General features: G+C 67.6%; 17 protein-coding genes. 12 read left to right on the top strand and 5 right to left on the bottom strand.

The window, feature by feature from the left end:
* Positions 1-14: 14 nt before the first annotated feature.
* The 9 genes from E0T84_RS25165 to E0T84_RS25205 all read left to right on the top strand — a co-directional run bounded on the left by E0T84_RS25165 (position 15) and on the right by E0T84_RS25205 (position 7,983).
* Entirely contained in the window at positions 15-1,499 is a 1,485-nt protein-coding gene (locus E0T84_RS25165) for a wax ester/triacylglycerol synthase family O-acyltransferase (RefSeq protein WP_075909158.1), read from the top strand.
* Positions 1,496-3,112 (top strand): long-chain fatty acid--CoA ligase, encoded by a 1,617-nt coding sequence (locus tag E0T84_RS25170; RefSeq protein WP_371726333.1) that lies wholly within the window; start codon positions 1,496-1,498, stop codon positions 3,110-3,112. The genes E0T84_RS25165 and E0T84_RS25170 overlap by 4 nt, the downstream gene beginning before the upstream one ends.
* Positions 3,113-3,126: 14 nt before the next feature.
* Complete coding sequence (locus tag E0T84_RS25175) at positions 3,127-3,723, top strand: hypothetical protein (protein ID WP_138745831.1); 597 nt, start codon at positions 3,127-3,129, stop codon at positions 3,721-3,723.
* A 58-nt stretch (positions 3,724-3,781) separates the two neighbouring features.
* A complete protein-coding gene (locus E0T84_RS25180; RefSeq protein WP_138745832.1) occupies positions 3,782-4,348 on the top strand; it encodes a hypothetical protein in 567 nt (188 codons plus the stop codon).
* 10 nt (positions 4,349-4,358) lie between these two features.
* Complete coding sequence (locus E0T84_RS25185; protein WP_138745833.1) at positions 4,359-4,982, top strand: TIGR03085 family metal-binding protein; 624 nt, start codon at positions 4,359-4,361, stop codon at positions 4,980-4,982.
* Between the two features lie 73 nt (positions 4,983-5,055).
* A complete protein-coding gene (locus tag E0T84_RS25190; protein WP_138745834.1) occupies positions 5,056-5,985 on the top strand; it encodes an LLM class F420-dependent oxidoreductase in 930 nt (309 codons plus the stop codon).
* Positions 5,986-6,024: 39 nt separating this feature from the next.
* Complete coding sequence (locus E0T84_RS25195) at positions 6,025-6,507, top strand: hypothetical protein (RefSeq protein ID WP_249383748.1); 483 nt, start codon at positions 6,025-6,027, stop codon at positions 6,505-6,507.
* Between the two features lie 19 nt (positions 6,508-6,526).
* Positions 6,527-6,976 (top strand): hypothetical protein, encoded by a 450-nt coding sequence (locus tag E0T84_RS31945; protein ID WP_070185522.1) that lies wholly within the window; start codon positions 6,527-6,529, stop codon positions 6,974-6,976.
* 71 nt (positions 6,977-7,047) lie between these two features.
* Positions 7,048-7,983, top strand: coding sequence for a type IV toxin-antitoxin system AbiEi family antitoxin domain-containing protein (locus tag E0T84_RS25205; protein WP_070185521.1), 936 nt, complete (start codon positions 7,048-7,050; stop codon positions 7,981-7,983).
* Between the two features lie 64 nt (positions 7,984-8,047).
* Here the strand turns inward: E0T84_RS25205 and E0T84_RS25210 are convergent, their stop codons facing one another.
* The 5 genes from E0T84_RS25210 to E0T84_RS25230 form a co-directional block, all read right to left on the bottom strand.
* Positions 8,048-9,904 (bottom strand): Hsp70 family protein, encoded by a 1,857-nt coding sequence (locus E0T84_RS25210; protein WP_138745836.1) that lies wholly within the window; start codon positions 9,902-9,904, stop codon positions 8,048-8,050.
* Between the two features lie 22 nt (positions 9,905-9,926).
* A complete protein-coding gene (locus E0T84_RS25215; RefSeq protein WP_070184554.1) occupies positions 9,927-11,426 on the bottom strand; it encodes a dynamin-like GTPase family protein in 1,500 nt (499 codons plus the stop codon).
* Between the two features lie 42 nt (positions 11,427-11,468).
* The gene (iniA, locus tag E0T84_RS25220; RefSeq protein WP_171055161.1) at positions 11,469-13,325 is read right to left on the bottom strand and encodes an isoniazid-induced dynamin-like GTPase IniA; all 1,857 of its coding nucleotides are present in this window, start codon (positions 13,323-13,325) and stop codon (positions 11,469-11,471) included.
* A 93-nt stretch (positions 13,326-13,418) separates the two neighbouring features.
* Entirely contained in the window at positions 13,419-14,567 is a 1,149-nt protein-coding gene (locus tag E0T84_RS25225; RefSeq protein WP_070184552.1) for an IniB N-terminal domain-containing protein, read from the bottom strand.
* Positions 14,568-14,851: 284 nt separating this feature from the next.
* Entirely contained in the window at positions 14,852-15,409 is a 558-nt protein-coding gene (locus tag E0T84_RS25230) for an IniB N-terminal domain-containing protein (RefSeq protein WP_070184950.1), read from the bottom strand.
* 197 nt (positions 15,410-15,606) lie between these two features.
* Here E0T84_RS25230 and E0T84_RS25235 point away from each other — a divergent pair, with 197 nt between their 5' ends.
* The 3 genes from E0T84_RS25235 to E0T84_RS25245 form a co-directional block, all read left to right on the top strand.
* On the top strand, positions 15,607-17,388 hold the full coding sequence (locus tag E0T84_RS25235; protein WP_070184949.1) for an Hsp70 family protein: 1,782 nt from the start codon (positions 15,607-15,609) through the stop codon (positions 17,386-17,388).
* 10 nt (positions 17,389-17,398) lie between these two features.
* Positions 17,399-19,891: an isoniazid response ATPase/transcriptional regulator IniR gene (gene iniR, locus E0T84_RS25240; protein ID WP_070184948.1), complete on the top strand. Its 2,493-nt coding sequence runs from the start codon at positions 17,399-17,401 to the stop codon at positions 19,889-19,891.
* 148 nt (positions 19,892-20,039) lie between these two features.
* The coding region (locus tag E0T84_RS25245) for a heterodisulfide reductase-related iron-sulfur binding cluster (protein WP_138745837.1) at positions 20,040-22,395 on the top strand (2,356 nt) is incomplete at its 3' end.

Below are 22,395 nucleotides of genomic sequence, written 5' to 3' on the forward strand. Positions count from 1 at the left end.
CGGACGATCTTCACATGCGACAACTGACCAGCCTCGACGCGCAGTTCCTGGCCATGGAAAACGACCGTGTCCAAGGGCACGTCAGTGTTCTCGGCATCTACGACTCCCACACCGCATCGGGCGAGCCGCTCGACGCCGCCCTCGTTCGCGGGGTCATCAGCGAACGCCTGCACCTGCTGCCCACCTTCCGCTGGCGGCTCGCCCAGGTGCCCTTCTCCCTCGACTACCCGTACTGGGTCGACGACGGCTCCTTCGACATCGAGTACCACGTCCGCGAGCTGGCCCTGCCCACACCGGGCGACGAGCGACAGCTGGCCGAGCAGGTGGCTCGGATCATCGGCCGCCAGCTCGACCGGGCCCGTCCGCTCTGGGAGGTGTACGTCATCCACGGACTCGAAGACGGCGGGGTCGCGGTGCTGACGAAGATGCACCACGCCGCGGTCGACGGAGTGTCCGGTGCCGAGGTGATGAGCATCCTGCTCGACGACACCACCGGACGTGAGCGCGAAGCTGCACCCACGATCGTCGCCGAGAAGTATCCGTCCGAAGTGGAGATGCTGGGCCGCGGTCTGGTCGGGCTGGCCGGCCAGCCACTGCGGGTTCTGCGTGCCGGGCCGACCGCGCTGCCCCACCTCGACGATGTTCCGACCATCCGGCATCTCCCCGGAGTAAAGGCGATCGCGCGCAGCAGCCGGCTGGTCAAGCGAGCCGTGAAAGCCGGCAGCCCCGTGGCCGCACTGCGGGGCAGCGACGTCACCGCTCCCCGGACCCGGTTCCAGGCCCGCGTATCGCCGCACCGCCGCGTCGCTTTCGGCTCGATGCCGTTGGCCGAGGTCAAGGCGATCAAGAACGCGCTCGGCTGCACGGTCAACGACGTCGTCCTGGCGATCTGTGCGTCGGGTCTGCGGTCCTGGCTCGACAAGCAGGGCGAGCTTCCCGCAGAACCCCTCGCGAGCTTCATCCCCATGTCGGTGCGAACCCCCGAGCAACAGGGCACCTTCGGCAACCGGGTCTCGGTGATGCTCACCCAGCTGCCCACCGATGAGCCCGATCCCGTCGAGCGCGTGCGCCGGATCAACGAGGCGATGAACGCCGCCAAGGAGCGACAGCGCGCGCTGCCGGCCTCGCTGTTGCAGGACGCCAATCACTTCATCCCGCCTGCCCTGTTCGCCCAGGCCGCCCGATCCCTGTCGCGCCTGGCAGGGGTGCGCGGGCTCAATCAGCCGGCGAACGCGATGATCTCGAACGTCCCTGGGCCGTCGACGCCCCTGTATCTCGGTGGCGCAAGACAACGTGCCCAGTTCCCGGTCTCGGGAGTGCTCGACGGGATCGGCATCAACATCACCGTGATGAGCTACCAGGATTCGCTCGAGTTCGGGATCGTCGTCGACCGGGAGTTGGTCGATGATCCGTGGCCGATCCTGGCCGCACTCGGCGACGGTCTGGCAGAGCTGCGCAACGCCACCGAAGACACGAGCCCGAAGAAGGCGAAGTCGTGACCGGAAACATGTTGGGCAGCAACAGCATGGACGACTACCCGCTCACCCTCACCAGCATCGTCGAGCGCGCCGAACGATTCCACAGCGGCACGGTCGTCGTGTCGCGCCGCCCTTCCGGTGCGGTCACGCGCACCACCTTCGGCGAATGCGCGGCCCGCGCCCGACGCCTTGCGAATGCGTTGAGCGCCTTGGGTGTCCGCGAGGGCGATCCGGTGGCAACGCTGTTGTGGAACCAGAGCGAACACCTGGAGGCGTACTTTGCGGTGCCCGCGATGGGCGCGGTCATCCACACCCTCAACCCCCGGTTGTTCCCCGACGAGCTGGCGTTCATCGTCGGCGACGCCGACGACCAGGTGATCATCGTCGACGAGTCCCTGCTGGACATTTTCGACGCCTTCCGCGCCGGGCACGACTTCCGGCATGTCATCGTGGTGACCCATGATGGGGCCGTCCCCGAGGGAACACTCGATTACGAAACTCTGATCGCCGGCACCGAACCAAGGGTGTGGCCCGCGCTCGACGAACAGCGCGCGGCCGCGATGTGTTACACCTCGGGCACCACCGGCCGTCCCAAAGGAGTCGTGTACTCGCACCGAGCGCTGACCCTGCACTCACTGGTCGCGGCCCTGCCCGACCAGCTCTCCGTATCCTCCAGGGACACAGTCCTTCCCGTCGTCCCCATGTTTCACGCCAACGCGTGGGGCCTGCCCTACGCCGCCGCCCTGGCCGGCGCACGTCTGGTCCTGCCTGGCCCGCGCCTGGACCCGGAAAGTGTCCTCGACTTGTGTGCCCGCGAGCGGGTCACCATGACCGCCGGTGTCCCGACGGTGTGGATGGGCATGCTCGCCGCGCTCGATGCCGACCCGAGCAAGTGGGACTTGTCCGAGCTGGACCGGCTGATCGTCGGGGGCGCGGCGGTGCCGCGGTCGATGTTCGAAGGATTCGACCGTCACGGACTGACCGTCGTGCAGGCCTGGGGAATGACCGAAACCGCTCCCTTGGGCGCGGTGTGCCGCGCGCCGGCGCACCTCGACGCGGGTGAGCGGGACGAGCAGTACGACTACCGCATGCGGCAGGGCCTCGCCAGCCCGTTCTTCGACATCCGGGGTCGTGACGAGAACGGCGATCTCATCGCGTGGGACGACGCCGCCATGGGCGAGCTCGAAGTGCGCGGACCCTGGGTGGCGGGCAGCTATCACAGTGGCCGCGGGGCGGAAAGTTTCACCGCCGACGGCTGGTTCCGGACCGGCGACGTGGTGCGCATCGATCCGCATGGCAGCATCCGGATCTGCGACCGCTCAAAGGATTTGGTGAAGTCCGGCGGCGAGTGGATCTCTTCGGTGGACCTGGAGAACCAGCTGATGTCGCATCCGGCCGTCGCGCAGGCCGCCGTGATCGCCGTGCCCGACGAGCGCTGGGGCGAGCGCCCGCTGGCCGTGGTGGTGCTTCACGACGGTGGTCACACCTCCGCCCAGGCCCTGCGCGACCACCTCGCGCAGGACTTCGCCAAGTGGCAGCTGCCGGATCGATTCGAATTCGTCGAAGCGCTTCCCTGCACTGCCACAGGCAAATTCAAGAAATCCGAACTCCGAACCATGTTTCTCACAGCCTGAAAGGAAACCAACAAATGAGCCGCTACGACATCACCCAGACCAACCGAGCCGTGGAGCGCTTGATCGAGACGACGGACAACCCCCGCCACCTCTACATGCTGCACGCCTACAACCGGCACCGCTACCTCGAAATGGCCGGCCGCTACGAGGAGATCTTCGCCCCGGACATGACCGTCGAAAAACCGGTCTACCACTTCAACATGCTCGGCAAGACCGTCACCGTGGAAGGCACCGACGCGGTCAAGGGGCTCTACCACGCCTGGAAGGACACCGCCCAGTGTATCTTCTACGCCGATGACGAGAAGCTGGCCATCAGCGATGACATGATCGTGTCGACGTCGTATATCTATCAGCAGACTCCGGGCGTCATCCTTGCCGCCGAGGGCATGGCCGCTGATCCCGAGGCCACCTATCTGGTGAAGACCGCCGAGCACATGATCTGGCCCTACGACAACGGCCTGCTGGTCGGTGAGGACGTCTGGGAGTACGACGAAAGCGCGCGGGAGTTCATCCAGCTCGACCCGGCTGACGTCCTCACCGTCGAGCAGTCGGCGAAGCTGCTCGATCCGCTGATCAAACCGCTGCCTGAGCACAACCCGTTCCTCGTCTGACCGGGCATCGGGCAGGCTGCGCGTCTCGGCGCGTCATAACCCATCGTGATCACCCGCGATGCGTAGCCTTGGCCCGGTGAAGGCCTGGCGATCCGTGGGCAGCCTGCTGGCTGTGGGTGTGCTGCTGTCCGGCTGCCAGTCGAGCATCGACGGCACGCCGGCCACCAGCCCGCAATCGCCGACCGAGCCCAGCTTCCCGACCGCACGGCCTACCCGGTCGAGCCCGGCGCCCTCGCCCAGCACGACGGCCTCGGCGCCACCGAGCACCTCCCACGCGCCGGCCGGCGCCACCCCACTGGAGCCGGAGAACGGATACGTTTTCATCGAGACGAAATCGGGCAAGACCCGTTGCCAACTCTCCAAGCAGGACGTCGGCTGCGAATCCGATTTCACCGACGCACCGGTGATCGACGGGGAGCAGGCGAACGGAGTCAGGCTCACCCCGGACGGCCAGATCAAGTGGGTCGTGGGCAACCTGGGCGACATTCCAGTGGTCACCCTCGACTATCGCAAGTACAGCGCAGTGGGTTGGACCATCGATGCGAATGAGGACGGCACCCGGATCAGCAATGACGCCAGCGGTCACGGCATGCTCATCGCTGTCGAAGGAGTGAAAACCTTCTAGAGTTGGCGGCATGACTGTCGCTCGGCAAGAACGCGCCGCCCTGGTCGAGTCCATGCGGGCCGCGGGTCCTGATGCCCCGACCCTTTGTGAGGGTTGGACTGCCCGAGACCTGGCCGCCCACCTGGTGGTGCGTGAGCGTCGCCTCGACGCCGCCCCCGGCATCCTGGTGCCCCAGCTCGCCGGCTACACCGAGCGCGTGCAGCAGAAGATCACCGAAAGCACCGAGTGGGACGCCCTCATCGATCAGATCGCCGCGGGCCCGCCGCTGTATTCGCCGTTCAAGCTGCTGGACCCGCTGGTCAACGTCAACGAGATGTTCATCCACAACGAAGATGTACGCCGGGCCCAACCTGGCTGGGAACCAAGAGATCTCGATGATGCGACGGTGTCGGCGCTGTCCCGCGGGATCGCCACGATGGCCAAGATGGCGATGGGTAAGTCCCCGGTCCGGGTGGCATTGACGACACCGGCGGGCAAGACATTGGCGACCGTCGGCACCGGACCGGAGGTGACGGTCACCGGAGAGCCGGGCGAGTTGCTTCTGTTCGCCGCCGGCCGAGAGCCGGCCCGGGTGACCTTCAGCGGCGACGACGACGCGATCGCCAAGCTGCGCGGCGCCAAGCGCGGGCTCTAACGCACCGGGTGGTACCGGCAGGCGTACTCATGGAATTGCTCGCCCACCCGAGATGGCCGATAGGCTGGCGGGCGTGGATTTCCGTGTCTTCGTCGAACCCCAGCAAGGTGCTACCTACTCCGACCAACTCGCAGTGGCCCGCGCCGCCGAAGCCCTCGGCTACTCCGCGTTCTTCAGGTCGGACCACTATCTGGCGATGAGCGGTGACGGCCTGCCCGGGCCGACCGACTCCTGGGTGACGCTGGCCGGCATCGCCCGCGAAACCTCGACGATCCGCTTGGGCACCATGGTCACCTCCGCGACCTTCCGTCATCCGGGCCCGCTGGCCATCTCGGTGGCGCAGGTCGATGAAATGAGCAGCGGCCGTGTCGAATTGGGCCTTGGTGCCGGTTGGTTCGAAGCCGAGCACCAGGCATATGCGATCCCGTTCCCTCCGCTGGGCGAGCGTTTCAACCGGCTCGAAGAGCAGCTGCGCATCCTCACCGGCCTGTGGAAGACGCCCGTCGGCGAGACGTTCGACTTCACCGGCAAGCACTACACCGTCGTCGACTCGCCGGCGCTGCCCAAGCCCTCCCAGGCCACGCTGCCGATCGTCATCGGCGGCCAGGGAGCCAAGCGCACACCGGCGCTGGCGGCCGAGTTCGCCGCTGAGTTCAACGTCCCGTTCGTGCCCCTGGACACCCTCAAGACCCAATTCGCGCGGGTGGCCGACGCGGTGACCTCGGCGGGACGCGCCGCGGACTCACTGACCTACTCGGCGGCGTTCGTGCTGTGCGCGGGCCGCGACGAACCGCAGATCGCCCGGCGGGCCGCCGCGATCAACCGCGAGGTCGATGAGCTGCGCAGCAATTCGCCACTGGTCGGCACACCGGCCGAGATCGTCGACAAGCTCGGACCTTTCCTCGAGGCCGGAGTACAGCGGGTTTACCTGCAGATGCTGGACCAGTCCGATCTGGATCACCTCGAGCTGTTCGCGGGTGAAGTCGTCCGCCAACTGAGCTGATCGAGACGCGCTCGAAGGCCGGGCATAGTATCGGTGCCCGTGACCGGTGACGACGACGACCAGGGGCAGCCTCCCGAGGCTCCCTGGCATCACTCGACGCCGGCAGTCGCAGGGGCCAGCGCGGCCGCCCTCGCCGTGATCGGCCTGGTCCTGTGGGCTGCGATCTCGTTGACCAGCTCGAGCGGGCCCGAAGATGCGCCGATCGATTTCGTCCCGCCGACCTACACGTCGACTTCGATGAAGACCACGAAGTCCACCACGACCCGGACAACCAGCAGCAGCCTCCCGGTCACCACCGAGTTCGGCTTGCCGGGCGAGTCAGAAACCACCACGACCACGTCGTCCGACACGTCCGAAACCTCGACCACGACCGAGACGTCGCCCACGTCTACGACCACGACAACCACCACCACCACCACGACTGAGTCGAGCAGCGCCGGCTACGGCGAGTACCCGACCACGACGCGCCACCGGCCGCGCACCAACGTGACACGCACGCTGTATCCACCGCCGGGCGGCTGAACCCGCCTACCATCGGCGAGTGTCGAACTATTACGACGACGACGAGCCCACTGAATACGCCCCGAGCTACGGCGAGTACGCCGAACCGCCCGCTCCCGAGCCCGTTCCCTGGTACCGCAAGCCCGCTGCACTGATCGGCATGGGCGCCGCCGGCGCGGTCATCGCAGCGCTGGTCATCTACGCCCTGGTGCAACTGTTCTCGTCGGACTCCCCCTCGACGACAACCACCACCACGACATCGACCACCACGACATCGGTCGCGACGTCGGCCCCGGTTGTCCCGGCACCAACCCATACCGTCACCGAGACGGTCGTTCCGACCACCACGGTTGAGGAGACGACCCCCACTACCACCGAGACCACGACGACAACCGAGACCACGACCACGACCACGACGACCGCGCCGACCACAACCACCACCACTGCGCCGGTGACGACGACTGCGGAGCCGCCTGTGGACAACCCCTAGCCCGGCCGGTTATCCACAGGTCTTCGAAATGCTTCTGGCCGCCATCGCGGCTGTCCACGAGTATCGAGTCGGTGGACGTCGGCAACGTGCTTCGCCAACAGGACGGGGTGATATCGCGTCAGCAGGCTTTGGGCGCGGGCCTGCGCGAGCACGAGATCCGGCGACTGCTCAGACGCAATGAGTGGGCCCGAGTCCACGGGGGCGTGTACGTCGACCACACCGGACCGCTGACTTCGTCGCAACGCGCCTGGGCTGCAGTGCTTTACGCGGCCCCGGCGGCGCTGTGCTTCGAATCGGCGCTGGGAGCCGACGCGTTGCCCGTCCACGTCGCGGTCTCGCGACACCGAACAGTACTGGCTGAACCCACGGGAGTCCGCATTCACCGTGTCGCGCACCTCGAGGACAAAGTGCTGTGGAACGTCAGCCCACCGCGGATGCGTTACGACGAAGCGGCGATCGACGTCGCGTGCCGCGCCGCGTCCGAACTCGATGCCATCGCTGTCCTGGCCAACGCCTGCCAATCGCGGCGAACCACCGCCCATCGGCTGCTGCAAGTGCTCGATTCTCGGGCACGGGTCCGCCGTCGCCGGTGGTTGCGCGCGGTGTTGGTCGATATCGCCGACGGCACCTGCTCGGTTCTTGAGCACGGCTATCTCGTTCGCGTCGAGCGACCGCACGGTTTGCCTCGGGCCATGAGGCAGAAGCGGGCCGCGGCATCCGTCGGTGTCTGCTACCGCGATACCGAGTACGGCGACCAGCTCATCGTCGAGCTCGATGGCCAGGCCCATCACAATTCCACGATTAGGCGTGATGCCGATTTCGAACGCGATCTCGATGCTGCCGTCGACGGCCGTTCGACAGTCAGGCTCTCCTACGGGCAGGTCTTTGACCGGCCGTGTCAGACCGCGGGCAAGGTCGCTCAAGTGTTGCAGCGGCACGGAATCGCCGTAAATGGCCACCCTTGCGGGCCTGGATGTGACTTCACCCGACTCGATTGCGCCGCCTAGCCATCAAGGTGTCGGATTTCAGTCACGATCAAGCAGTAACCCGACACCTAGACAACGCGCAGCGTCAAGGTGACGGCGCAGCTGAGGTCGGTGTGGGCTCGGGCGCCGCAGTCGGCTCAGGCGTAGGCGTGGGCGTAGGCGTGGGCTCAACCGTCGGCTCTGGGGTCTGTGTCGGCTCCGGCTCCGGCTCCGGCTCCGGCGAAGGTGAAGGCGTAGGAGTCGGCGACGGCGACGGGCTGGGCGAAGGCGTTGGCGGGTTGAACGTCGGGATCGGCAACTGTGGCAGCGCCACAGGCGGAAACGTCAACGGCGGCACGGGAATAGGTGGCAGCGCCGGTGGCGGCGCAGGCAACGGAGCAGGTGGCGGTGCTGCCGGCCGAGGGCGGGGCGCCTGCGGCGGCGGGGCGGCCCGCTGCGGGGCCCGGGCAGCCGGTGGGGCCTGCCTGCTCTGCACCAGCCGCGGCGCTGCGGCCGGCCGCGGTGCAGCTGGCACCTGCGCTCCGGCACCAGGTCCCGGCCAGGACGGGTCACGCACCACCACGGTCCGGGTCGGCGGTGCCGGCACGTTCTGAGCCAGTGGGGACTCGGCCGGAACGTTTTGCGGCGCCAACATGCTGGATCCGGTCGCGGCGGCATCGAGCCGATCGGCCCGCGCCGACAACACCATGCCGGCCGTGCCGACGACAGCCAGGAACACCGCCGCGTAGGTCACCACTCCCCCACGCCGATACCAGGCAACACGAGCGGGAGCAGGCGCCGCCGGAGGCTCGGAGAACATGAAATCCGGCCGGGCCGAGTCGTCGGTCACCGATTCCGGGACGAACTCGGCAACCTCGGCCGCGGAGTCTTCCACCGACCAGGCCATTGCGGAGGCCGCGACCGTGCCCGTGCCTGTGCCCGTGACAGGAAGCGATGCAGGAGCCACCGCCACCTGCGTCGCGGTCTCGTCGGCTCCACGGCGGCCGATCAGCGCCGCCCCGACTGCCGCAATCACCTGGGCCTGCGGCACCGTGGTGACCGGAATCCGGAAGGCAGATGAAAGCCGTTGGGTGACAAGGGGTATCCGGGCCCCACCGCCGACGGTAACCAGTGCGGCCAGCTGCGCCGGGTGAATACCGTTGCGGCGCAGCAGGTCCAGCAATGCCTCGATCACACCACCCAGTGGCTGATCTACCACCGTGTCCAGTTCGGCGCGGGTGAGCCTGATCACTGCACCCGGGGCCGCCAGGGTGGTCGAGCTTTCATCGCTCAACCGCTCTTTGGCGGCCCGGCACTCGTCGCGCAGCTGGGCCAACGCGGCCACGGCTGCCGTGCCGGCTGGTTCGGCATCCAAATTGCTCAGGACGTGTCGCAGCACTTCCTGGTCGATCAGGGCGCCGGAGAAGTCCGGGTACCGCACCGTCTGCCCGATGGTCGTGTAACCCGCGGCGGCGTCGACAAGGGTCAGGCTGGTGCCGGAGCCGCCGAAATCGCACAGGGCGACGACGCCCCGGGCGGGCAGACCCGGATGCGCCTGGATGGCCGTCAGCGCAGCGACCGAGTCGGGCACCACCCGGACGCCGGGCATCGCGCCCCGCACAGCGTCGAGAGCGGCGGCACTCCAATGTGCGGGGACAGCCAGCACGGACACGTCAGGGCGATGCGCTGGGCTGGCCTCACGCGTCAGCGCCTCGACAGTGCCGGCCAACAACCGGTCGGCGCTATGCGTCGAACCGTCGCCGGCAACGAGCGGCACCGGGTCACCGACCCGTTCCACGAAATCGGTGAACACCAGTCCGCCGGGCGCAGACAAGGAGGGCGCGCCGACCACGGCCCCATGTTGCGCGGACACGGTGAGCACCGCCCGCCGCACCAACGGCGCGTGATCAGCGATCGCCACCAGATTGGTCGCCCCCACAGACAACCCCAGGCAATCACGCATACCTGTATGTCGGCAGAGCGGCCTAATTCGTTAGGCCGCGCGATGAATACTCGGCGACCAGCGCCTCAGCACTGCGCACCGCGGCCCGGCAGGCCCGCGTGGTGAACGGGTCGTTGAGCGGATGCTCGGCCCGCCGTCGCCAGCGCTGTGCTGCGGCAAAGGCCGAGCGAGGCCCGTCGAACGGCGCATCGGGCTGTAGTCCGAGCCGGCTGGCCGCATCGGTACCCGAACCGCCGATGATGCGGCGCAGCGAGGCCATCTCGTCTTCATTCAGCGTCGTGGGACGCGAGCGCAGCAGGCTGAGCAGCCGCAGCTCTTCGAAGGCATGGGTGTCGGCCAGCAGCGGGTCGATGTCGGCCAGAATGTATGGGGTCGCGTAGATCGGGTTGTGCTGCACGAACTGCCGCAACGACAGCAGCGCGGTGTGCGCCTTGAGCAGCTCCGAGCGTTGCGCGAACTGCTGGTCGATCACGTCACGCAAGGCAATGAGGCCGCTGCGTTCCAACAGTTCGTCGGCCAGGGCAACGGAGTCCGACACTCCCGCGTGCATCACCGCGATCGAGATTCGGATGCCGAACATGCCGAACCGGTCCAGCAGCGCCGCGCGGGTGGCCGCGTCGACCGGCAAGGCACTGTCCTCACGCACGAACCGGTCCACCGAAAGCATCGCTTTCGTCAGTTGAGCAGGTTCGACGCTGGCCAGCTTCTGCAGTGCGACGAATTCGCTCTGCCGCAGGGTGCGGGCGGTCAGGGCCAGCAGACCGGACACCGGGACGACGGCCTGGCAGATCCCGGTCTTGTCCATCTCCTCGGTGAACCGCTTGGCCACGTCCTTGGCCGACATCATCGCGTCGATGCGACCGGCACCGATTTCGTCGGCCCGGGAGGCCACACCGATCACACCGAGCGCGCCGGACGAGCCACCGACGAGTTCACCGATCTGTTTGAGCAGGGCGATGTCGGCGGCATTGAGAGTGCGCAGCAGGAACACGACGGCATCGACGCGCGGCACGCCGTCCTCGGGCACCAGGAGCCGGTGGGTGCGCATCGACACGTCGCGCGACAGCGACGAGGTGCCCGGGGTGTCGATGATCGTGGTGTCGACGAGCTCAGCTGCCGGCCATTCGACGTCGAGGTCCACCACGTCCTCGGGGTTCAGCCCGGTGAAGCTGAAGGTCAGACCGCGGTCATGCGGATCCCGTGCGATCGGCACATTGGCCCGCCGCCCGCCGCGGTGATTGGCGGTCACCTTCGGTGTGGGACCGTGCCGGAACCAGGTGACGATGCGCGTCGCCTCGGTGGCGTCGGTAGGCGCGATGTCCTCCCCGACCAGGGCGTTGACGAGCGTCGACTTACCCGCCTTGAGCGTGCCGGCCAACGCGATGCGGATCGGCTGGTTGAGCCTTCGTCCGATGCGGTCGAGCTCGTTGTGCACATCGGGCCGATTGCGGTAAGCCGGATCACCCCGGTATGCGTTGATGGTGCCGCCCAGAATTGAGCGCACCTGATCGGCCGTGCTCACGCTGCGGAGTCCAACCCTTCCAACCAGAAAACGAAATCGAAGCTAACTGTTGGAGCCTAGTGGGGCTTGGTTGGCCAGGTTCTTCGCGTGGTCGACCACCTGGGTCAGGATGTTCTTCTGACGTTCCAGTTCCCGGACGCGGTTGTTGCGTTCATTCGCTTCGGTCTTGGCCGCGGCGAGCGTGGCCTGCAGCGACTCGTTGAGCGAGCGGGTGGTCTGGTTGGCGATCCCCCGGTAGTGGTCGCGCAGTTGCCGTTGGATCCCTTTGAGCCGGTCCCGGGATTCCTTGCCGACCACGAATGCGACGTCGTCGATGAACTTGCGCATGTTGGTCTTGGCCTCGCTGCGCACCCGGAGCATGCGGTTCTCCATGTCCTCCTTGTATGCCTTGCGGCCCAGCACCAGGCCGGCACCCAGTGACAGCGGGTTGAACATGCCGAGTCCGGCGAAGGATGTGAGCATGCCGAACATCAGCACGCCGCCGTAGGAACCGCGCATGCCCGTGATGACCTTGTGCCCGGCCTTGATCGGTTTGGCCTCCAGCTTGGCCAGCGATTTCATCTCTCCGAACCCGGCGCCCATGTCGCGGGCATCGATCTGCGGCAGCTGCACGGCTTCCAGCCCCGCCTCGGTGAAGGTGCGGGCCACCTCGGCGGCCAGCGCCTCAGCGCGCTGGTAGGCCCAGACGAAGTTGTCGCCGACGGCGGTGGCCACGGCTTCCTCCAGCTCCGAGCCGATCTCGGCCCAGTTCAGGGTCGGATCGCCGGTGTCGATCACCTTCTCGGCGTGCTGGGTGATGTTGCGGAACCGGTTGCGCAGATCGTGTTCGACATCGGCGGTCAGGTCGGTGATGCCGTCGTTGAGCACCTGCTGCCACAGCGCGGTCTGCTGCAGGGCGTCTTGGGCTTCTTGCTTGCGCCGTTCCAGCTCGGCGGTGAGTCTCTCTCGCTCGTTCGGATCGGTGAAGGCGGACAGCTCGGACTCCACGGCCAGCAGAAGATGTTCTGCCGCCGAATGGATTTCGGCGACCACCTGATCACGGATCCGGTCGCTCTCACGGGTCAGCACCCGATCGGACAGGAACTTCACGATGGCCGGGAAGTTCGATTCCTCGTTGAGTTCTTTGTCGTTGAGCTGGATCGCGTGGCTGCGCAGCACGGAAGAAACGGGGGTGATCGGCGTCGATATGCCCGCCCGTTGCAGGTGCGCGGTATTGGCGCCGACGATCTCGCGCCAATGTGGGTACAGGTCGGTCTTGGTCGCGACAATCGTTGCCACCGGGCAGATTTCGATTGCCTGCCGAATGAAGGTCATCTCCGGTTCGGTGAATTCCTGGCTGGTGTCACTGACCATCAGGAGCGCATCGGCGTCGGGCAGCAGGCCCAGGGTCGCCGAAAGGTGCGGCTGCCCAAGGCCGCCGACGCCGGGGGTGTCGACGAAAGCCAACCCGCCTTTGAGTAGCGGGCTCGGGGCGGTGACCTCGATGCGCAGCACCTCGCGGCCGCCTGCCTGCGGGGCCCGACGCAGGTCGTTGGTCACCTCCGAGGGCGGGATCTCGATCAGTTCAGGTTCGGCGCCGTCGGGCCGCGCCACCACCAGGCGGGCCGACGGCTGTTCGCCGTGGGAGACAACGGTGGCCAGCACTGTGGATTCGTCATCGCCGACGCGGGCCACCGGAATGTTGAGCAGCGAGTTCAGCAGCTGGCTCTTACCCTGCTTGAGCTGGCCGGCGATCACCACCCGGATCTGCGGGTCGCTGATGCGCACCTTGGCAACGCGCAGCCGCTCCACCAGGTCGCCGCGGTCATAAGTGGCGGCGATCGTGCTGGTGTGGTCGATGAGTTCGGCGATCACCTTGACCGGTCTGGCCGGCCCGTTCGCCGTACTGGGTTGCGTCATCAAAGTTCCCTCCTGCCGAGCTCAACCGTAGGCGCGCCAATGGGACGGGGACCACCCGCGTAACGGATGGTCCCCGCCCCTTGTGGGATCGGATCAGAAGGCGTCGAACCCGGTGTTGGTCGAGTTGCTCGACGCGACATCGGTGTCGGACTGCGACTCGAAGCTGTTGCCGGAGCCGAATGCCGAGCTGCCGTCATAGCTGTTGCCCGAGCCGAACGCCGAGCTGGTGTCGTAGCTGTTGCCCGACGCGAGCGCGGTGTTGGTCTCGTTACCCGAACCGAGGGCGGTCTCGTTACCCGAGGCGATGTTCGACTCGTAGGACGACGAGTTGTCCTCGACGCTGGAGTGCGTCTCGGTCTCCACCGAGGTGCTGACGGAGTTGTCCTGGGTGTTGTCGCTGCCGTAGTCGCCGTCGACCGAGGTCTGGTTGCCGCCCACGGCAGTGGTCGAGGCGTCGGTCAGGATGATCGAGCCGGCGTTGCCACCGTCGCCACCGGACGCACCACCGCTTCCGATACCGATCAGGCTGTCACCACCGGACGCACCACCACCGTGGCCACCGCTCATGTCGACGTCGCTGATGACCGGGCCCTCGTTGTCGGAGATCAGGTCGCCACCGGCGGTCTGCGAGTTGTCCTCGATGTCGTTGTCCTTGCCGACGGCAACGTTGGAACCGGCACCGGCCCAGATGTCGCCGTTGTTCATGGTGTTGCCGTCACCGAGCACCGCGCCGTCACCGCTGACGATGTCGCCGTCGTTGTCGCCGTCGACCACCACGCCGCCGTTGGTGGCGGTGTTGGTGCTCTTGTCGCCGAGGGTGATGTCACCGAAGCCCAGGTTGAACGCACCCTGCTGGGCGTTGGCGCCGGCGTCCTGGTTGGGGCTCATGATCGGCGTGTGGTTGTTGCTGGCGAAATCGGTGTCGTTGTGGCTGGCCCAATCGGTGGTGTTGTTGCTGGCCACCTGGGTCTGCGGCGAGAAGGGCGAGGCGACCTGGTTGCCGAACGAAGCCGGGATGCTGTGGTGGTCGGCGACTGCGCGCTGCAGGCCGACGACCGGGTTGCCGCCGCCGAGCAGGACACCGGCCGGGGCCGCGGTGGCGGCGACGGCGTGCAGCTGGGCCGCGGTCACGTTCGGCAGGCCTGCGTCACGCAAGCTGCCGTCCGGATCGGCGATGAACGAGGCGGCGGAAGCCGGGCTGCGGAACAGGTCGAGGATGAAGTCGATCAGAGAGATTGCCATTGCTCCAACCCTTTCGGTTGTTGTCGGGAAATTCTTTTTCCGAAGTCCCCCGCCGGGCTCTCCGGCGATCTGGAGACCAATCTATGGATCGGCGGCGGCCCCGGAAACGGGGTCGATTCCCCTCCCCGTATCGCCCCTACTCGGGGTACAGGGGGCGGCCCCAATAGGGGATTAGGGGATCGGTAGGGGTGGCGGGTTCGGCCCAAGGACTATTGACGTTTTCGCAGGTGAACGCAAAAAACGCACGACCACAAGGGTCGTGCGTTTCGTGACGTGGCGAGAAGTCAGTCGAAGATGTCGAATCCCGCGCCACCGTCGGTGGGGTGTTGGTCATCGATGACCGGCTGGGCCCAATCAGGCGCCGACGCCGGATCGACGATGGGCGCATCCTCGATAGCGGGCTCGTTGAGCTGCAGCGACAGATCATCGAGCGGGTGATTCGCCAGGCCGCCGTCATCGATGGCCGACCCTGACGACACCGAGGTGGCGAGATCGTCCAGCGAGCCCGGCTGGTCGATGACGTGGCCGGCCGTGGCATCCCAGGCGTCGTTGGGGGAATCGAGGGGCACATGATCACCGAAGGCGTCGAATGCCGCGGTCGCCGCACCGCTGGCCCACACGTTGCCGCCCGCGTCGGCGGCACCGAGATCGCCGAACCCGCCACCGGCGCCGGTCGCCGAGAGCGACTCCGACACGACAGGAATCAGGTTGTTGACATCAGTGCTGGTCACATCGGTCAGATGGGCATCGGCGATCGCCTGCGCCGGGTCGGCGGCATAGCGGGCCGCGGCATCGGGGTCGCGTACCAGCGCCATCACAAAGTCCAGCAATGTGTTCGCCATGCTCCACCTCCTCAACAGTTCGATTTGAATGCTAGCCAGCTGCACGGGCGCTGGGATCGGTGCCGAACCCACCCCTTCCGTCCACGTATTAGGGGGCTGGCCATTAGGGGATTGACGCCACTAGGGGATCAATCACCGGCTCGGCACGCCCCAGCGGCTAGGGTGAGGTTCGGCCGAGACAACAGGAGTGACGCCTGATGACCGACTCACTGGGATTGTCGATCGGGATGACCAACCTGGTGGCAGCCCGCGAGGGTCGCCAACCGGTGATCCGCCGATCGATCCTCACCCTGCACAACGACCGTGCCCCGGACGTGGGCGATTACACAGGCCACGGGCTGCCGCTGGCCGGCTTCGTGGAGCGGGTCGGTGACCCGGTTCCACTGGTCGCGGCCGACGGGTCCCAGCACCGCGGTGAGCTGGTGCTGGGCGAGGCGCTGGCCGCGATGGCACGCCTGGCCGGTGGCGGGACGCCGGTGGTGATCGCGGTCCCGGCGCACTGGGGTCAGAACACCGTCAGCGCCCTGCGCGATGTGCTGCCGCGTTATCCCGCGCTCGCCCCCTCCGGTGCGGCGCCCGGCCTGGTGCCGGACTCGCTGACCGCACTGGCGGCCCTGCAGGCTGATCCGGGGTTGCCCACCGAGGGTGTCGTGGTGTTGTGCGATTTCGGCGGCAGCGGCACCAGCGTCACGCTGGCCGACGCGGGCGCGGCGTTCGCCACCATCGGCCCGACGGTGCGCTATCCAGACTTCTCCGGCGACCTGATCGACCAGGCGCTGCTCAACCATGTGCTCAGCGGAGTCGCCGCGGCCGGCGATGCCGATCCGGCAGGCACCGCCGCGGTGGGCTCGCTTGCCCAGTTGCGGTCCGAATGCCGCCAGGCCAAAGAGCGGTTGTCGGCCGATACCGCCACGGTGGTTCACACCGAGCTGCCGGGGTTCAACTCCGATGTCCGGGTGACCCGCTCCGAACTCGAACAACTCATGTCCGCACCGCTGGCCGGCCTGCTGGACACCATCGAAGACACGTTGCAGCGCAACAACATCGCGCTGTCGAGCGTGAACGCGGTAGCCACCGTCGGCGGGGGTGCGGCGATTCCGCTTGTCACCCAACGGCTGTCGGAACGGTTACGCTCTGCGGTCGCCACCACCGCCCGCCCGCAGTTCAGTGTGGCGGCGGGGGCCACGCTGGTGGCCGAACGGGTCATCGACGCGGGCGCGCCCACCGGGATGGCACCCATCGTGGCGGCCGCCGACGCACCAACGGGTTTGGCTCCCGAGGTCGCCGCCGCCGACGCTCCGACCGGCATGGCCCCGACGGGACTGGGCCCCTCTGCCAACGCCGACTCGGGAAACTTCGGGGCGCTGGCCTGGTCCCAAGACGACGCACCCGGCAACGAGCCGGTGCCGTATGCGGGCAGCGAGTACGAGACGCCTGCGGGCAACACGGCGGCACGACCACCCGTCGAGTTCAGCCACGACGAAGAGATGTTCGACTCCGGCCCGGCTCCACTCGCCTGGTACAAACGCCCACCGATCCTGTTCGGGGCTGCGGCAGCGGCCGCCCTGCTGGCTGCCGGCGGCCTCGCGGTGACATTGACCAGCTCCGAAGGGGATTCGACTCCGGTCACCGAGACCAGCACCACCTATTCGATGGGCCCGTCTCCGGAAGGGCCACCGCCTGAGCCGATCACGACCGTCACCGAGGGTCCCGACGGGGTCAAGACGACCACCGTCGTGGCGCCGCCCCCGCCGCCGCCGGAGACGACGACATCCTCGGAAACCACCACGACGAGCAGCCCAACCACCACAACGACCACGACGACCACCACGGCGCCGACGACCACGACCACCCGCACCACGACCACCACGACGCAACCGCCGACGACGACAACCCAGCCACCGACAACGACACAGCCGCCGACCACCACCCAGCAGCCGGTCACAACGACTGCGGCGGAGGGCGACGGCGGCGCCTAGGCGGACACCGATGACCGCACCGGAGCCCGTTCCGGAGCTCGCATTGGCTGCCCGGCCGGCGATCGAGGCCGTACTGGCCGGCCCGACCGCACCGGTCAAGCTGCTGGTGTCCGGTGGCATCGGAACTGGAAAGAGCACCGTGCTCGCCCAGCTTCGCGGGGTACTGCGCGCGGCCGACCGGGTTGTGTTGACCCGGGCTCCCCGACCGGACGACGCACCCGAAGCGGCGTTCGTCATCGACGATGCGCATCTGCTCGATGACGGTGAAATCGACTGTCTTGCAGAGAAAGTCGCCGATCCGGGAGCGACTGTCGTGGTGGCGAGCGAGCCGTTGGCACACCGCCCGGCACTGCTCGCGTTGGCCACCGCATTGGAACGGGAAAACCCCCCGGTACGGCTGGGCCCGCTGCCCCCCGTCGAGGTGGGCCGGGTTCTGAGCTCAGCGGTGGGCACCCCGGCCACCCAGGAGACAGTCAAGTCGGTCCTGGGCGTGACCGCGGGGTTGCCGTTTCTGTTGGCGGCGGCAGCCGCGGCCGAGGCGCCGGCCGACGCGGCCCGATTCGCCCTGCTGCAGCGGTTGCGCCGCGTTGACGAGGACGCCCGCGATGCCCTGTTGATCCTGTCGTTGAGTCACGACCTCGGCCCTGACGACGTGGCGGCCGCGCTGCGGTTGAGCAGCGCCGAGGCGTCGGCGCTGGTGGATCGGGCCCGGGCCGCCGGATTGGTGGAGCCGTCGCACGATCGCCGGTTCGTGCGCATGGTTCACGAGTCACTCGCCCAGATCGCCGGCGCCGCTCGTCACCACGAGATCGAGATGTCCCTTCTCGCTTCACAACTCGAACTGTCCACGTTGTCTGCCGACCTCGCGGTGCGGCTGGCCGAACACGGCCTGCGTGACGATCGGCTGGCCGAGGCGCTGGCCGAGCACGCTGCTCACAATCGCGCCCGGCCTGCGCGCGCGGCACGCCTCTACCGCGCCGCGGTCACCGCGGGCGCGGCGGCGGTCAGCACCCGGCTGGCCGACGCGCTGGCACTGGCCGGCGATTGCACCACCGCGGCACGGATGGCCGATGAGTTGCTCGGCTCCGAAGACTCCGATGAACGGGCCACCGCGGTACGGATCGCAGCCAGCGTCGCCATGCACGACGGCAGCGCGGCCCAGGCCGCCGATCTGTTCCGGTGGCTCGGCCCGTACCCGGACATCTTGGTCAGTTCAGCGAGCACGACAGCGTTCCTCGCGGCCGGTGACGCGGACGCGGCCCGGGCGTCGTCGAGCACCGAGGCAGCCGGGCCGCCCACCTCGACCGCGCGCGCGGCCCGCAGCCTGGCCGAAGGTTTGGTGCTGTCGCTGGATCAGCCGTTCGCCGTGACCGTGGCGCGGCTGGGACAGGCGGTCACGTCCGAGTATCAGGCCGGCGGCGTCGGCCCCGACACGCCGGCGGCGTTGGTCACCCTGGCCGCGCTGCACGGCGGCGACTCGGTGCGGGCACGCAGCGTGATCAGCCGGGCGGTGCGGGCCGGCGGCCCAGATGAGGCGTTCAGCGCGGCCCGGCATCGTCTGCTGCTGGGCTGGGTGAAGATGCAGGACGGCCAGCTCACCGCCGCCGGGGCCGACGTCGCCGCCGCCGAAGCGGGTGAGGATCTGCACCGGCGCGACGCGTTGTGGGCTGCCGCCTTACGTACGGCGATCGCCCGGCGCAGCGGTGACAGCGGCGCGGTGCAGAAATATTGGTATGCCGCGGTGGAGGTGCTCGCCGAGTATTCGATCGACCTGTTCTCCCTGTTGCCGCTCGGTGAGTTGTGGGTGGCCGGGGCTCGTATGCGGCAGGTAGACCGCCTGGAGCACGCGCTGGCCGAGTCGTGGGAGCTGCTCGCAGCGCTCGGGACTCCGGTGTTGTGGTCGGTACCCCTGCACTGGGCCGGCGTGCACGCCGGGATCCTGGCCAACTCGCCTGGCGCCGTCGCCCCGCACGGGCAGGCGCTGACGGCTGCGGCCGGGCAGAGCGCCTTCGCCCGGGCGCTGGCCAACGGGGGGCGCACCTGGCTGCGGGTGTTGGCCAACCATGTCGACATCGATGAGGTGACCGCCGCGGCCCGGGCCCTCTCGCAGTTCGGCCTGACCTGGGATGGCACCCGGCTGGCCAGCCAGGCCGCGCTGCAGACTCCGGACGCGCGGGTTTCGCAGGCCATGCTGCAGCTGGCCCGCGATCTCAAGCAGACCACTGCGGTCGAAGAGGCGGACGGCACCCCGGCGGCGTCGGCCGCGCCGCCCACCGCACCCCAGGCCGCCTCCGCCGCGTCGTCGACCAAGTTGTCCGACCGCGAGCGGGAAGTGGCCGAACTGCTGCTGCTCGGGATGCCCTACCGCGACATCGGCGGTCAATTGTTCATCTCGGCGAAGACCGTCGAGCACCATGTGGCCCGCATCCGGCGGCGTCTAGGTGCCGAGTCACGCACCGAAATGCTGTCGATGCTGCGGGCGATGCTGGCCCCGCAGGGCTGAGAGCTATACCACAGTGCGCTCGAAGTTAGGTAAGCCTCGGTAGCGGTACGAAACACCTAAATGTCACTATGAGCTGAAGGAAGCTAAGTTACCGACGGGTAACTATGCCCAAGTTACCCGCGAGTAACTCGCGAATGGAGGCGTTTCTGTGGAGAGTCTCGAACACACACTGGCTGTGTCGCGGCTGATTCTCGGTGTGCTCGCAACGCTCGTCGTGCTGGCGTTCGCCGGCAAGCGTGTGTTGTGGCTGACCAAGTTGATCAGCTCGGGACAGAAGGTCGGTGACGAGCGCGGCCGCAAGGACCATCTCGTCACCCGCTTCCTGAACCAGAACAAGGAAGTCTTCGCGCAGTCGAAGCTGCTGAAATGGTCGATCCCCGGCCTCGCGCACTTCTTCACCATGTGGGGCTTCTTCGTCCTGGCGACGGTGTACCTCGAGGCCTACGGCGTGCTGTTCGACCCCGAGTTCCACATCCCGCTGGTCGGCCGCTGGGCCGTGCTGGGCTTCCTGCAGGACTTCTTCGCCGTCGCCGTGCTGGCCGGCATCATCGTCTTCGCGATCATCCGCATCCGGAAGAACCCCGAGCAACTGGGCCGCGATTCCCGCTTCTACGGCTCGCACAACGGCGGCGCCTGGACGATCCTGATCATGATCTTCCTGGTCATCGCCACCTACGCGGTGTTCCGCGGTGCGGCCGTCAACGTGCTCGACGAGGATTTCCCCTACCAGTCGGGCGCCTTCTTCTCCGATGCGATGGCCGCGCTGCTGGCCCCGCTGGGCCACACCGCCAACGTGTGGCTGGAGACCATCGCGCTGCTGGCCCACCTGGGCGTCATGCTGGCCTTCCTGCTGATCGTGCTGCACTCCAAGCACCTGCACATCGGCCTGGCCCCGATCAACGTCACCTTCAAGCGTCTGCCCGACGGCCTCGGTCCGCTGCTGCCCATGGAATACAAGGGCGACAAGATCGACTTCGAGGATCCTGCCGAGGACGCGGTGTTCGGCAAGGGCAGCATCGAGGACTTCACCTGGAAGGCCAACCTCGACATGGCGACCTGCACCGAGTGTGGTCGCTGCCAGTCGCAGTGCCCGGCCTGGAACACGGGTAAGCCGCTGTCTCCCAAGCTCGTGATCATGAACCTTCGCGATCACCTGTTCGCCAAGGCTCCGTACATCATCGAGGGCAAGCCCATGCCCGAAGAGGGCTCGGTGGACTTCGCCAAGCTGGGCGACAGCCTGCACGGCCACGGCGTGCCCGAGGACGGCTACGCGCGTATCGAAGGCTCCGGCCCCGAGCAGGCGCTGCGTCCGCTGGTCGGCACCGCCGAGCAGGGTGGCGTCATCGACCCCGACGTGCTGTGGTCCTGCACCAACTGTGGTGCCTGCGTCGAGCAGTGCCCCGTCGACATCGAGCACATCGACCACATCGTCGACATGCGCCGCTACCAGGTCATGGTCGAGTCGGAGTTCCCCGGTGAGCTCGGCGTGCTGTTCAAGAACCTGGAAACCAAGGGCAACCCCTGGGGCCAGAACGCCAAGGACCGCACCAACTGGATCGACGAGGTCGACTTCGACGTGCCGGTCTACGGCGAGGACGTGGAGAGCTTCGACGGCTTCGAGTACCTGTTCTGGGTCGGTTGTGCCGGCGCCTACGAGGACCGGGCCAAGAAGACCACCAAGGCCGTCGCCGAACTGCTGGCGGCATCCGGGGTGAAGTTCCTGGTGCTGGGTACCGGTGAGACCTGTACCGGCGACTCGGCTCGCCGGTCCGGCAACGAGTTCCTGTTCCAGCAGCTGGCCGCGCAGAACGTCGAGACCATCAATGAGCTGTTCGAGGGTGTCGAGACAGTCGATCGCAAGATCATCGTCACCTGCCCGCACTGCTTCAACACGATCGGCCGCGAGTACCCGCAGCTGGGTGCCAACTACACCGTCGTGCACCACACGCAGCTGCTGAACCGCCTGGTCCGGGACAAGAAGCTGGTGCCGGTCAAGTCCACCGGCGGGCCCGAGGTCACCTACCACGACCCGTGCTTCCTGGGTCGCCACAACAAGGTGTACGAGGCTCCGCGTGAGCTGGTCGAGGCCTCCGGCGTGACGCTCAAGGAAATGCCCCGCCACGCCGACCGCGGCCTGTGCTGTGGTGCCGGTGGTGCGCGGATGTGGATGGAAGAGCACATCGGCAAGCGCGTCAACGTCGAGCGCACCGAAGAGGCGATGGACACCGCCTCGACCATCGCGACCGGCTGCCCGTTCTGCCGCGTGATGATCACCGACGGTGTCGACGACGTGGCCGCTGCCCGCGACGTCGAGAAGGCCGAAGTGCTCGACGTGGCTCAGCTGCTGCTGAACTCACTGGACAAGAGCGCCGTCACGCTGCCCGAGAAGGGCACGGCGGCAAAGGAATCCGAGAAGCGGGCCGAGGCACGCGCCGAGGCAGAGGCCAAGGCCGCCGCGGCGGCACCGGCACCGGCCGTCGAGGAGGCCCCGGCAGCTGAGGAAG

This window comes from Mycobacterium sp. DBP42 (assembly GCF_005924235.1).
Classification (GTDB): Bacteria; Actinomycetota; Actinomycetes; order Mycobacteriales; family Mycobacteriaceae; genus Mycobacterium; species Mycobacterium syngnathidarum.